Genomic DNA, 13706 nt, shown 5'->3' with positions numbered 1-13706 from the left:
ATGCGGCCTGAGCTTTTTTATAATCAGGCCCGTTTGTCCTCTCATTGGTGTGACCTATGGCGTATCAACTGAATCTGAACTGGCCGGAATTTTTAGAGAAATACTGGCAAAAAAAACCTGTTGTTCTGAAAAATGCTTTTCCGAACTTCGTTGACCCCATCACGCCAGACGAACTGGCGGGGCTGGCAATGGAGCCGGAAGTCGACAGCCGCCTGGTCAGCCATTTCAACGGTAAATGGCAGGCCAGCAACGGCCCCTTCGAAGATTTCGATGGCTTAGGCGAAACCGGCTGGTCGCTGCTGGCGCAGGCGGTGAACCACTGGCATGCGCCTGCCGCTGAGCTGGTGCGTCCGTTCCGCGTTCTGCCGGACTGGCGGTTAGACGACCTGATGATCTCCTTCTCGGTGCCGGGCGGTGGCGTTGGCCCGCACATCGATCAGTACGATGTGTTCATCATCCAGGGCATGGGAAGCCGCCGCTGGCGCGTGGGCGACAAGCTGCCGATGCGTCAGTTCTGCCCGCACCCGGCGCTGCTGCACGTCGATCCGTTTGAGCCGATCATCGATGAAGATCTCGAGCCGGGCGATATTCTTTATATTCCGCCGGGATTCCCGCATGACGGCTTCACCCATGAAACCGCGCTGAACTACTCCGTGGGTTTCCGTGGGCCGAACGGTCGCGACCTCATCAGCAGCTTTGCCGACTACGCGCTGGAAAACGATCTTGGCGGTGAACACTACAGCGATCCGGATCTCACCTGCCGCGAGCACCCGGGCCGGGTGGAAGAGTATGAGATGGCGCGTCTTCGCCAGATGATGTTCGACATGATAAGCAAGCCGGAAGACTTCACTCAGTGGTTCGGCAGCTTTGTCACTACGCCGCGCCACGAGCTGGACATTGCCCCGGCCGAGCCGCCGTACACGCCGGATGAGCTGCAGGATGCGCTGCTCGGTGGCGAAGTGCTGTCTCGTCTGAGCGGGCTGCGGGTGCTGAACGTGGGCGGTAGCTGCTTCGTGAACAGCGAGCCGTTAGACGTGAGCGATGCGACCGCCGCCGATGCGCTGTGCCGTTACACCCTGCTCGGGCAGGAAGAGCTGGGCGACGCGTTGCAGAACCCGACCTTCATTGCCGAACTGACGGCGCTGGTGAACCAGGGTTACTGGTACTTCGACGAGTAAATCCCGCAAGTCAAAAACCCCGCCATATGGCGGGGTTTTCTTTAGTGCTTGTCCAGCGGCGAACGCATGTGGTTCGGGCTGGTCGGTGTGTTACATCATCAGCATTAAATAATGAAAACGGCTTTCAATGGCAATGGCAACACAATCTGACACCACTGGGATCGAGATTAGCATGAGCAGCAGCGTCCCCAGCAGACAGCGCAGCGCAAAAGCCATTTTGTCACTCATCGTCTTGACTCTTCTTCACTTTTCGCATTAACAACCACATGCGCACGGTACGTGGTGACCGCTTCGGCGCGTTAGGATCTTCCTCTGCAAGCCCGGTATTGTGCTTGTAACCGTTGAAGAACAGATTCAGGGTTACCGCCGCAATGGTGGCAAGCATGATCCCGCTGTGCAGCAGCGGCTGCAGATCGGCAGGAAATTTAGAGAAAAAGTTCTGCGATAAGGTGGGCGTCATGCCGACCCCCAGGCTGATGGCGACAATATACAGGTTGTAGCGATTCGTCTTGTAGTTGCAGCGTGCCAGGATGCGGATCCCGGTTGCCAGCACCATTCCGAACATCACCAGCCCCGCTCCGCCCAGGACAAACTGCGGAATTGAGGCAACCAGTATTCCCATTTTCGGCACCATACCGAAAATCAGCAGAATGGCACCGGAGGCGATACACACCCAACGGCTGTATACCCCGGTAACGCTCACCAGCCCGATGTTCTGGGAGAATGAGGTGTGCGGGAAGCTGTTGAAGATGCCGCCAAACAGGGTGCCGACGCCATCAACGCGCAGGCCGCGAATGATATCCTGCGAGGTGAGCTTACGGCCGACTATCTCGCCCAGGGCGAGGAACATCCCCATCGACTCGATAAAGACAATGATCATCACGGCGGTCATGGTCAGAATCGAGATTGGGTCGAACACCGGGGTGCCTAACGCCATCGGGGTGACGATGGCGAACCATTTCGCTTCCCCCAGTCCGGCGAGGTTAACTTCATTCATCATTAGCGACAGCACAAAGCCGAAGACTATCCCCAGCAGTACCGCCACGTTCGACAAAAAGCCTTTGGCAAAACGGGTAATCAACAAAATAAACAGCAGAACGGCAAACGAAATCCCCAGATAGATAGGGCTACCGTACTCCGGGTTGCCTTTGCCGCCGGCGGCCCAGTCGATGCCCACCTGAATAATGCTCAGGCCGATGGAGGTGATGACAATCCCGGTGACCAACGGCGGGAACAGCGGCATCAGACGGCCAATCAGGGGCGCGAGCAGCGTCGTGATGATCCCGGCACCGATAGTGGCGCCGAAGATCCCCATCAGCCCAATATCAGGGTTAAGACCGATTGCCAGCATTGGTGTCACGGCCGCAAAGGTGACGGACATAATCACCGGTAGACGTATCCCCATGAATCGCCCGATCCCAATACACTGCAGCAGCGTGACGATACCGCAGCAGAAGAGATCTGAACTGATTAACAGAGCGATGGTTTCTTTACTAAGGCCCAGCCTGTCGCCCACCATAAGGGGCACGGCGACAGCGCCAGCGTACATAACCAAAACGTGTTGCAAGCCCAAAATGATAAGCTTTCCTGGGGATAGTATCCGATCCACCTCATCAATTTCGTGGGGGCTGCCAGAGACCGATGGTGGCTGAGAATCTATGGCGCTCATAACTTTTTCTCCTTGTTTACCCGTCTTTCCGGCGCTCCTGGCCCGGCTGTGGGAGAGTACAGAATGATGAAAAGTAACACCGCTGAGTACATGCTTATCGAGTGCCAGTTTTTCGTTCGAAAGGAGGAAAGTATTTGAAATGCGGCGACAATCACAGAAAGGCCGTCTGGTGCGGTCTGGAGAGGAGAAAAGTGAAAGAATAGCGCGACGTTCTTTTCTCAAATTGAGAGAAAATTAATCATTCTGAATCGCAAGATGATTCTGGCTGAGAGAGATCCGCAGCGTGATTATTTTTCGCTGGTCGCATTCGCGGCTTTTTTTGAAGTGCCTCGCAAAAACGGATTAAGACTGACCCTGCGAAGAAAATAAGCCCGGTTTTTGCATCGCGACCTTCTGTTGAAGTTAAAACAATAAAAGGGTAGCGCATGAATAAATTTATTGTCGCCGATGCGTCTGAGTGCATTGGTTGCCATGCCTGTGAAGTAGCCTGCGTCACGGCACACCATCAGGATGGCTGGCCACAGCATCGCAGCGAGTTTTTGCCCCGGATCCACGTTTTTGCCAAAGAAACCTCAAGCAGCACGACAACCTGCCGCCACTGTAACGATGCCCCCTGTGTCACCTCTTGTCCAACGGATGCCCTGCGGGTAGAAAACCGTAGCGTTCAGCTCGATCAATCCCGATGTATCGGCTGCAAAAATTGTGTGATCGCCTGCCCGTTTGGCGCGATCGACATGGTTGCGGCTAACGAAGAGGCGCCGCTGCTGGCGCACAAATGCGATCTTTGCCAGCAGCATCCTTCGGGTAAGCCAGCCTGCGTGGCGAACTGCCCGACGCAGGCGCTGCGGCTGATGGATGAAGACGGGCTGAACCAGCTGCGCAACAGCCGCCGGGTGCGCGCCGCGCAGGGTCAGTCGGCGCAGGCGAAAACGCCTTCCCGTAAGGAAATCCTGCTCGACAGGACCGATCGTAAAGGTGCGAGCAAGGTTCCGGCGCAGGAGCGAAAAACCCATTTCAAAGAGATTTATCAAGGGCTTGATGCCCGTGAAGCCGAGTATGAAAGCACCCGTTGCCTCTACTGTGCGCAGAAGGCGTGGTGTAACTGGACCTGCCCGCTGCACAACCACATTCCTGATTTTATCCGTCTGGTCAATGAGGGCGACATCATTGGGGCCGCCGAGCTGTGCCATGACAGCAGTACCCTGCCGGAAATCTGCGGCCGCGTATGTCCGCAGGACCGCCTGTGTGAAGGCGCCTGTACCCTGAAGAGCCGCAACGGTGCGGTGGCCATTGGTAACCTCGAGCGCTACATCACCGATACCGCGCTGGCGATGGGCTGGCGGCCAGATCTTAGCGCCGTGCAGCCACGCGCCGAACGCGTTGCCATTATCGGCGCGGGTCCGGCTGGGTTGGGCTGCGCCGATATTCTCGCGCGCGCTGGCGTGAAGGTCGACGTCTTTGACAGGCACCCGGAAATTGGCGGTCTGCTGACCTTCGGGATCCCGCCGTTCAAGCTTGATAAAACCGTGCTCAGCATGCGTCGTGAGATCTTCAGCAACATGGGGATCCAGTTCCACCTCAATCAGGAGGTGGGTCGCGACGTCGAGTTCGACAGCCTGATGAACGATTACGATGCGGTATTCCTCGGCGTTGGCACCTACGGGCTGATGGCGGCGGGGCTGGAAGGGGAAGATGCACCGGGGGTTATCCAGGCGCTGCCGTTCCTGATTGCCAGCACCCGCGAAGTGATGTCGCTTGAAGAGAGCAGCGAGTACCCGTTAACCGAAATCCAGGGGAAAAACGTGGTGGTGCTGGGCGGGGGGGATACCGCCATGGACTGCCTGCGAACCTCGATTCGTCGCGGTGCCGCCAGCGTGACCTGCGCCTACCGACGCGATGAGCTGAGCATGCCGGGCTCGAAAAAAGAAGTGGTTAATGCCCGGGAAGAGGGCGTGGAGTTTCTGTTTAACGTTCAGCCGCAGTACATCTCGCGGGGGCGCAAAGGTCAGGTGACCGCCATCGGCCTTATCCGTACCGAGATGGGCGAGCCGGGGCCGGATGGTCGTCGCCGTCCGCGCCCGATCCCCGGTTCGGAATTCGAGTTAGCCGCCGACGTGCTGATCATGGCCTTTGGATTCCAGGCCCACGAGATGCCGTGGCTGCGCGGGCAGGGCGTGGCGCTTGACCGCTGGGGGCAAATTCGCACCGGCGGGAAAGGTTGCGGTACCACGCAAACCAGTAACCGGAAGATTTTTGCGGGCGGTGACGCCGTGCACGGCGCCGATCTGGTGGTGACGGCGATGGTCGCCGGTCGACAGGCAGCCCGCGAAATGCTGACCATGTTTGACGAGGAGGCTACATGACCAGTTTTATCGTTGCCAGTCCTGAAGCATGCATTGGTTGTAGAACCTGTGAGGTGGCCTGCGCGCTGGAGCACGTTTCGCCGTCAGCGCCTTTTGCCCCGCGGCTCAAGGTGCTGCGCCTTGACCATCTCAGCGTGCCGGTGATGTGCCATCAGTGTGAAAACGCTCCCTGTGTTGCCGCTTGTCCGGTGGCGGCACTGCGGATGGGTAAAGAGGCGGTAGAAGCGGATCCTTCGCGCTGTATCGGCTGCCAGAGCTGCGCTGTGGCCTGTCCGTTTGGCGCAATTACCATTGAAGTGGCAGCGAAGCAGCCGCCAGCGATTGTGAAGTGCGATCTCTGTGGTCACCGTGAGCAGGGGCCCGCCTGCGTCGAGGTTTGTCCGACGTTTGCCCTGAGTGTCATGACCGATGAAATGCTGGTGGCGTTGCAAAGACAGAGAGTGGTTGCCAGTGCGGGCCTCTATTCCTGTTAACCACACTCGTTAACCGCAGGGCGTAAAAAAGCCGGGTAGCATCATGCTAACCCGGCTTTTTAGTTTAGATAGCCCAGCCTCCCGCGTAGAACACCACCAGAATGATGGCAATCGCTACGGTACCGACGTTCAGCTTGCGCCACTCGCCGGAAAAGACCCTGCCGACCACCAGGGTGACAAAGCCCAGCATGATGCCGGTTACGATGTTACAGGTCAGAACGATAAATACCGCGCAAACCAGCCCCGACATGGCGTCGATAAAGTCGTTGAAGTCGAGTTTGGTGACGTTACTCAGCATCAACAGGCCCACATACATCAGCGCCGGTGCCGTGGCATAGCCGGGGATAAGGTACGCCAGCGGTGACAGGAACAGCACCAGCAGGAACAGCAGGCCAACCACTACGGCGGTAAGGCCCGTTTTCCCACCTGCAGCCGTTCCGGCGGCGGACTCGATATACACCGCAGCCGGAGCCGCACCCACCAGGCCCGAGAAGATAGAGCTCACCGAGTCGCTGGTTAATGCCTTTCCGCCGTTGATTATCTGATTGTTTTCATCGAGTAAATTCCCCTGGCCGGCCACCGCGCGGATGGTGCCGGTGGCATCAAACACCGCGGTCATCACCAGCGCCAGCACGCTCGGCAGCACGTACGGCTGCAGGGCACCCATGATGTCGAGGGTGAACATCAGCGAATTTCCCGCTTCATCCTGCATCTTCGGCATCGCGACCAGACCGTGGTACTTCACCGCCGGGTCGAATATCAGCCCGATAATAGAGATTGCGATGATAACCAGCAGGATCCCACCGGGCACTTTGCTCTTCTCCAGACCAAAGATAGCGGCAAGGCCGAGCAGCGCCATGGCGACCGGGAACGAGGTGAAGGCCCCCAGCGCCACCGGCATCCCGTCGAGCGGGTTCTTAATCACCAGACCCACGCCGTTTGCGGCGATTAGCAGCAGAAACAGCCCAATGCCGATCCCGGTGCCGTGCGCTATCCCCATCGGCAGATTGCGCAGGATCCAGGTTCGCACCCCGGTTACCGAGATGGCGGTGAAGATAACCCCCATCAGGAACACCGCTCCCAGCGCGACGGGGATGGGAATATGCTGCCCCAGCACCAGGCTGAAGGCGGTAAAGGCGGTGAGTGAAATCGCACAGCCGATAGCCATCGGCAGGTTAGCCCACAGCCCCATTAACAGCGAGCCGAACCCGGCCACCAGGCAGGTGGCAACGAAAACGGCACCCGGTGAAAACCCGGCCTTGCCCAGCATGCCCGGCACCACAATGACCGAGTACACCATCGCCAGAAAGGTGGTTAAACCGGCGAGTATCTCCTGGCGGGTTGAGCTGCCGCGTTCGGTGATTTTAAAGTAGTTGTCGAGGGCGCTGCGCGGTTGCGCGGTACCCGGTGTGTTAAGCGAATCGTCTGCCATTGTCATTCCCCTGCTTGATAGTGGAAATAGCGTCAGGTACGTTCATAAACCAGACGGCCATCAACATAAGTACGATAAATGGAACGGTCATCGCCCAGAGTCATCATGACGAACAGCTTGTCGATGAGTGACACCGAGTTGTCGTAGCGCAGCTGCTGAAGCGGGGTGGCGGTAGGTTCCAGCACCACAAAGTCAGCCTCTTTGCCAATATTGAAGTTGCCAATACAGTGGTCGAGATCCAGCGAGTGCGCGCCACCAAGCGTCGCGAGGTAAAAGGCCTCGAAAGCCGAGAGTCTGGCCCCCTGCAGCTGCATCACCTTGTAGGCCTCGTTCAGGGTTTGCAGCATGTTGAAGGTGGTTCCGGCGCCAATGTCGGTCCCCATCCCGACCGCCACCTTTTTGTGCCAGGCCTTTTGCAGGTTGAATAACCCGCTGCCGAGATACAGGTTGGAGGTCGGGCAGAAGGCGATAGAGGAGCGGGTGTCGCGCAGGCAATCCCACTCTTTTTCTTCCAGATGTACGCAGTGGGCGAAGACCGATTTTCTGCCGGTCAGCCCAAACTGGTGATAGACGTCGAGGTAGCCGTCGTGCTCCGGAAACAACGCCTTAACCCAGGCGATTTCATCCACGTTTTCACACAGATGTGTATGTACCCAGGTATCGGGATACTCTTCGCGCAAACGGCGGGCGACGGCCAGCTGCTCCGGCGTGGAGGTCGGCGCAAAGCGCGGCGTAATGGCATACTGCAGGCGGCCATGGTTGTGCCAGCGCTCAATGAGCGCTTTGCTTTGCTGATAGCTGCTCTCCACCGTATCGAGGAGATAGTCCGGGGCGTTCCTGTCCATCATCACCTTACCGGCGATCATCCGCATATTGATGTGGCTTGCGGCCTCGAACAGCGCGTCTACGGATTCCGGATGCACGGTGCCAAACACCAGCGCGGTGGTGGTGCCGTTGCGCAGCAGCTGTTTTAAAAAGAACGACGACATCTCACGGGCATATTCGAGATCGGCGTAGCGACGTTCAGTCGGGAACGTATGTTTGTTCAGCCACTCCAGCAGCTGTTCACCGTAGGCACCGACCATTTCGCTCTGCGGGTAGTGGATATGCGTATCGACGAAGCCGGGGACCACCAGCTTGCCGCGATAGTCGCGCACGCGAACGCAGGGCGGGACCATCTCTTTACCCGTTTCCCATTCGCCAATCCACTCGACTTTCCCTTCGCGGATAAGCATCAGACCGTCTTCGATAAAGCGCAGCGCCGATTCAATTTCTTCCGGATGCTCAACGGTACGAGTGACGTCAAGGAAGCTGCCACGTACGGCTTTTAAGTTGTGTTCTCCTGACATACTGATTTCCTTTTTATTCCAGTTCGTTAACGGTAGCGTCGGTGGCGATAACCGGTTCTTCGCGGCGTAGAGGAATGAGCAAGTTAAGGATGATGGCGGTTAAGCCCCCGGCGCAGATAGGGTTTTCGACCAGCACGTAGATAGACGCGGGCAGCGCCTGGAACAGAGCTGGATCGTAAGAGACGCCAAGGCCGAGCCCGAGGGACGTGGCCACAATCAGCGTTTCACGGCGCTTCAGGCCGTTGGTGATGATGATGCGGATCCCGGCGATGGCGATCATCGAGAACATCAGCGTCATCGCACCGCCGAGCACCGGAGCCGGAAAAGTGGTAAAGAAGCGGCCGATAACCGGGAACAGGCCGAGGATAACCAGCAGCACGGCGATGATTTTGCCGACATAGCGCGACGCCACGCCGGTCATCTGGATAACGCCATTATTCTGCGCAAAGGTAGTGAGCGGCAGCGAACCGAGCGCCGAGGCAATCACCGACACCAGGCCGTCTGCCAGCACGCCGCCCTTCAGCCGCTGCTGGTATTCATCTCCCTCGACCGGCTGCTGAGACACAATGGCGGTGGCGGTGATGGAGCCAACTGCTTCCAGTACGCTCAGCAGGTAGATGATGCCGACGACCAGAAACTGGTGAAAATCAAAGGAGAAGCCGTACTTGAACGGCTGCGGGATGGTGATGAGCGGCAGGTTACGCATCACGCTAAAATCAACCATGCCGAGGCACAGCGCGACGAGATACCCCACCATCAGCCCGACGGCTATCCCACACATGCGCATTAACGGGCTGCGCATGCAGTTGAAACCGATAACCACCAGCAGCACCAGAAGGCCGAGACCGATATTCTGATAATCCCCGAAAGTGCCGCTGTTTTTGGCGGCCAGACCGCCGCCAAAATCGATAATACCGACCTTAATCAGGCTCAGACCAATCATCAGTACCACAACGCCGCTGACGGTTGGGGTAATGACACGCCGCAGATAAGGGAGCACGAAAGAGGAGCCAACGACCAGAAAGGCGCCGACAAACGACACGCCCAGCAGGGAAGACATAATCAGCTCTTCGTGAATGCCGTCGCTGCGCATACTGGTCCCGATGGCGATCATTGCGGTCACGAACGAGAAGTTAACGGACTGAATGGAGAGCAGGCCAGAGCCGACTCGTCCGTAGCGGTTAACCTGTAACCAGGTGCCTACGCCGGAGGCGATCATCGCCATAGAGACCAGATAGGCGGTGGTTTCGGTGGAGAGCTTTAGTGAGGCACCGACGATCAGTGCGGGGGTGACCATCGGAACAAAAATGGCGAGCAGATGAGTAATGGCGCCAAGCAGGCCCTGTCTCATCGGTGGTTTATCTTCCAGCTTATAAATAAGATCGGATTCGGACTGGGTAATATCAGACATCCCTTCACTCCTTCAAAGTAAATTTGATCATCTGAAACGACTGCTTACCATCCGCTTAACCGTCAAACTGGAACGTCAGGTACAGCTATCCCTGAGAATGTCTCTCATATAGTGATGATCAGCAGATGCGGTAAAACCTGTGTGGGGCTGCGGGGCAGCCCCGTTCAATGACGATGCTTACAGTTTGCCTAGTGCGGTGAGTATTTTCTCCGGTGTGAAGTGCCATTCACGTAGCCACACACCACAGGCATCGTGAATCGCGGTGGCAATAGACGGGGCCGCGCCGTTAACGCCGATCTCAGAGATCGACTTCGCGCCAAACGGACCCACTTTGTCGTCGCTTGGCACCAGTACCGCACGGAAGTCGCGCGGTATGTCGCCAATTTTTGGTGCGCCATAGCTGCGCAGATCGCGGTTGATCGGGTGACCTTCACGATCGTAGATAATCTCTTCCATCAGGCTGTGGCCGATAGCACGCAGGGAAGCCCCGTAGATTTGCCCCAGCGCCAGGTCCGGGTTCACCGGGGTGCCGCAGTCAAGCAGGGCATAGAACTTCTCAAGCCGTATCTCACCGCTGCGTACGTTCACCGCCACTTCCGCGAAGTTAGCCCCATACGGGAAGGCGAAGTCCGGAGAGGTATAGCAGGCTGTCGCAACCAGCACGCCAAAGCCGGTGCCGGTCTCGGCCTCGTGGGCGATTTTGGCATAGCTTATCTCACCCTTCTTACCGCGCACGACGCCCGGTGCCACCAGCTCGACGTCTTCCTCCGGTTCACCCAGAAGTGCAGCACCGTGGAAGCGGATTTTCGCCAGCAGGTTCTCCGCTGCCATGCGCGCCGCGTTGCCGGAGAAGCAGGTGCCGGAAGAGGCGTAGGCGCCTTTATCAAACAGCGCATGGTCGGTGTCGCCGGAAATCACGTGCACATCCTCAAGCGGGCAGTGCAGCACCTCGGCGGTCAGCTTGGCGACCACGGTATCAAGACCGGTCCCGATATCCGCACCGCCGGAATGCACAATGAACGTGCCGTCCGACTCCAGCTTAACCATACAGTTGGCCTGGTCGATATCCGGGATCCCGGATTTTTGCATGATGATCGCCACACCACGCCCGGTGCGCCAGTCGCCGTTCTGCGGTTTCGGAGAATCCCACTGGATCATCTCACGACCCTGGCGCAGGATCTCTTCCAGCGCGCAGCTGGCGGCGGTTGGCACCGACGTCGGTGCTTTCCCTTCGCCAATAGCGCCAAGGATCTTCAGCTCCTGGCCTTCGTGAACGCGGTTGCGTTCAATGATGTCGAGCTGATCGATCTTCAGCTGTTCTGCCAGCTCTGCCAGCGCCATGGTGAGGGCGAAGTTGCCTTTTGGCGCGCCGTAGCCCTGGTAGGCTCCGGCCGGGCAGATGTTGCTGTAGTAGGTGGTGACGGTGAAATTCACGTTGTCGCACGGGTACAGCGGCAGCGAGAGCGCCGGGCCGTTAGATGGCACCGTCAGCGCGTGGTTGCCGTAAGGGCCGGTATTGGCACGGAAATCCATGTCGATAGCCGTCAGGCGACCATCTTTTTTCGCCCCGAGTTTCACGGTGACTTTCGCCACGTGGCGGCTGGTATTCGCGATAAACTCTTCTTCACGGGTGTAGCGGAAATAGACCGGACGCCCGGTCACGCAGGTCGCCCAGGCGCAAACCTCCTCCAGCAGGATGTCCTGCTTAGAACCGAAGCCGCCGCCCACGCGCTCTTTCACGACGTGAACCTTGTTTTGCTTCATGCCGACGATACGCGCTACCTGGCGGCGCACGTGCCACGGTACCTGGGTAGAGGCGTGGATCACCAGACGATCGCCGTCCATACGGGTGAAGCAGATGTGTGTTTCCGTCGGGCACTGCTGCGCCTGAGTGGAACGGTAGGTACGCTCGATGATGACATCCGCATCGGCAAAACCGCGCGCTACGTCACCGATATGGCCGTGAACGCCAGCGGCGATGTTTTTACGCGGACGGGCGCCGATTGGGAAGTTAACGATCATATGCTCGCCGCGATCGACGGCGTGATGGTTATCTTCTTCCAGCGTATCCGGCGCGCCGACACCATACACGACCGGTTCGTCGTGGATAACCGGAGCATCTTCCGCCATCGCCTCGTCGATAGACATTACCGGTTTGAGGACCTCGTACTCCACCTCAATCAGCGCCATTGCCGCCATGGCAATCTCTTCGCTCTCTGCAACAATGGCGGCAACGCGATCGCCAACGTGACGCAGTTTTTTGCCAAACATACGGCGGTCGAGCGGTGAGGGCTCTGGGGCGCTTTGGCCACCCGGCGTGTAGTAAATATCCGGGCAGTTCAGGTGGGTGATCACGTGGACAACCCCGGGCAGCGCTTCTGCTTTGCTGACGTCGAGGTGGGTGATGAGCGCATGCGGATGCGGGCTGCGCAGCATCTTAACGACGCAGGCATCTGCGGTGATGCGGTCCTCCACGTAGCATGGTTTGGCCTGCACCATTTTCGCGGCGTCTGATTTCGGGTGGATCTTGCCGATAACCGCGAGATCGTCGCGGAAGGTGGGGGCGTATTCAGAGGCCAGCTGCGGATTCGTTTTGCGGGCAATCGCCAGCTCGATAACCTGGTAGAACTGCTGATACCCGGCATCGCGACTGAAAATGCCGGACAGGGCATCGTCAATCTCGTCGCGAGTTGGCTCGGTAATACGGTCCAGCAGATCGCTGATGATGAGTGCGGTGGCCGGATCGCTGTAACCCGACTGCACCACGCCAACGTCGACCATGGCCTGCTGCACAAGGCTCAGCTGATTCCAGCTCCCCAGAGATTCAGCGGTACGCACGATGGCTTTATCGAGCTGTGCGGCAATCAGTAACGAGGCGTTGACGATGCGACCGTTGAACAGAATGGCATCAGTACCGGCGAAGCCGAAGCCGTCGTCGCTGTTACGTACGGAGTGCATCCCTAAGTTAAACAGTAGCCGTTGAACGTTTTCGCCAGGTGCGACTTTCAGCTCGCGCACGCTGTCATTCAGATTGAAATGGATGATCATGCTAATTCCTCTCCCATTTGCTGGCAGTCAGCGAACAGGTCCGCTACCGCCACTCCTGCGATATAACGTTTATAATCGGCACTGCCGCGAATATCCGCGCGCGGGAAGACGGCCTCACGCACGGCGTGCTCAAGTGCTTCACCTTCCAGCTGCTGTGCTTCGACGTCACGCAGACGAACAGGAATGTCTGCAACACCGTCAATGGCGATGCGCGTTTCTCCTTTGTTGGTGACGGCAACGGCGGCAGTCACCACCGAGAGCCCGGCATGGGAACGGCTGATGCGCCGGGTTGCGCAGGCACGGAAGGGATCATGGATAACAATTTCGGTTAACAGCTGATCGTCGCGGGAGGCGAGCCAGGCTTCGAGCGGCAGCGTGTCACCGTTGGCAAATACCAGCAGCGCATCCAGTGCCAGTAGTACCGGAATAAGCACCGACTCTTCCTGACAGGCGGCAATTTCACCACCGAGAGTCGACTGATTACGCAGGTGACGAGAATCAATGAACCCCAGCGCGTCATACAGGGCGTCGGGGATGAAGTTGAGTTCCCGGAGCGTCTGCAGTCTGGACATCAACCCGATGCGCAGACAGCCGTTATCCCAGTCGGCCCAGTCCAGGGACAGGTCTTCCAGCGAGATGGCGATACGCTTATCGGTGCGTCCGGGCATGGCATTGAGCTTACTGCCGCCTGCAAACCAGACGGCTTGCTCCTTGTAGTGGCTTTTTAACTCCAGCGCTTGTTCGATGGAGTCTGGTCTGAAAAATTGCTCAATCATGAATTCA

10 protein-coding genes are annotated in these 13706 nt (G+C 58.0%); 3 read left to right on the top strand and 7 right to left on the bottom strand.

All coding sequences use genetic code 11. The features are described 5' to 3' along the window. Positions 1-56: 56 nt before the first annotated feature. Positions 57-1178 carry a ribosomal protein uL16 3-hydroxylase gene (locus tag GYRE_RS01605; protein WP_006816925.1) on the top strand — a complete coding sequence of 374 codons (1122 nt, stop codon included), beginning with the start codon at positions 57-59 and terminating at the stop codon, positions 1176-1178. 90 nt (positions 1179-1268) lie between these two features. On the opposite strand, the gene GYRE_RS24365 is transcribed toward GYRE_RS01605, so the two are convergent. Further along, positions 1269-1394 (bottom strand): hypothetical protein, encoded by a 126-nt coding sequence (locus tag GYRE_RS24365; RefSeq protein WP_237723238.1) that lies wholly within the window; start codon positions 1392-1394, stop codon positions 1269-1271. Between the two features lie 4 nt (positions 1395-1398). Then, the gene (locus tag GYRE_RS01600; protein WP_006816927.1) at positions 1399-2847 is read right to left on the bottom strand and encodes a nucleobase:cation symporter-2 family protein; all 1449 of its coding nucleotides are present in this window, start codon (positions 2845-2847) and stop codon (positions 1399-1401) included. A 425-nt stretch (positions 2848-3272) separates the two neighbouring features. On the opposite strand from GYRE_RS01600, the gene ygfT reads away from it, so the two are divergent. Together ygfT and GYRE_RS01590 are read left to right on the top strand one after the other, a co-directional pair. Then, positions 3273-5210: a formate-dependent uric acid utilization protein YgfT gene (gene ygfT / locus GYRE_RS01595; protein WP_038252445.1), complete on the top strand. Its 1938-nt coding sequence runs from the start codon at positions 3273-3275 to the stop codon at positions 5208-5210. Continuing rightward, the gene (locus GYRE_RS01590; RefSeq protein WP_038252443.1) at positions 5207-5683 is read left to right on the top strand and encodes a 4Fe-4S dicluster domain-containing protein; all 477 of its coding nucleotides are present in this window, start codon (positions 5207-5209) and stop codon (positions 5681-5683) included. Before ygfT ends, GYRE_RS01590 begins: the two co-directional genes overlap by 4 nt. 64 nt (positions 5684-5747) lie before the next feature. On the opposite strand, the gene GYRE_RS01585 is transcribed toward GYRE_RS01590, so the two are convergent. From GYRE_RS01585 to ygfM, 5 genes are all read right to left on the bottom strand, one after another. After that, positions 5748-7115: an NCS2 family permease gene (locus tag GYRE_RS01585; RefSeq protein WP_038252441.1), complete on the bottom strand. Its 1368-nt coding sequence runs from the start codon at positions 7113-7115 to the stop codon at positions 5748-5750. Positions 7116-7147: 32 nt separating this feature from the next. Beyond that, positions 7148-8464, bottom strand: coding sequence for a guanine deaminase (guaD, locus tag GYRE_RS01580; RefSeq protein ID WP_038252438.1), 1317 nt, complete (start codon positions 8462-8464; stop codon positions 7148-7150). A 13-nt stretch (positions 8465-8477) separates the two neighbouring features. Then, entirely contained in the window at positions 8478-9875 is a 1398-nt protein-coding gene (locus tag GYRE_RS01575) for a nucleobase:cation symporter-2 family protein (protein ID WP_006816933.1), read from the bottom strand. A gap of 177 nt (positions 9876-10052) precedes the next feature. Then, complete coding sequence (locus tag GYRE_RS01570) at positions 10053-12923, bottom strand: molybdopterin-dependent oxidoreductase Mo/Fe-S-binding subunit (protein ID WP_038252436.1); 2871 nt, start codon at positions 12921-12923, stop codon at positions 10053-10055. Then, positions 12920-13699, bottom strand: a complete 780-nt coding sequence (gene ygfM / locus GYRE_RS01565) for a molybdopterin-dependent oxidoreductase FAD-binding subunit (protein WP_006816935.1) — start codon at positions 13697-13699, stop codon at positions 12920-12922. The genes GYRE_RS01570 and ygfM overlap by 4 nt, the downstream gene beginning before the upstream one ends. Positions 13700-13706 lie beyond the last annotated feature (7 nt).

It is taken from the genome of Yokenella regensburgei ATCC 49455 (genome assembly GCF_000735455.1).
GTDB classification, from domain to species: Bacteria; Pseudomonadota; Gammaproteobacteria; order Enterobacterales; family Enterobacteriaceae; genus Yokenella; species Yokenella regensburgei.
This window is presented reverse-complemented; position numbering and strand designations above follow the sequence as displayed.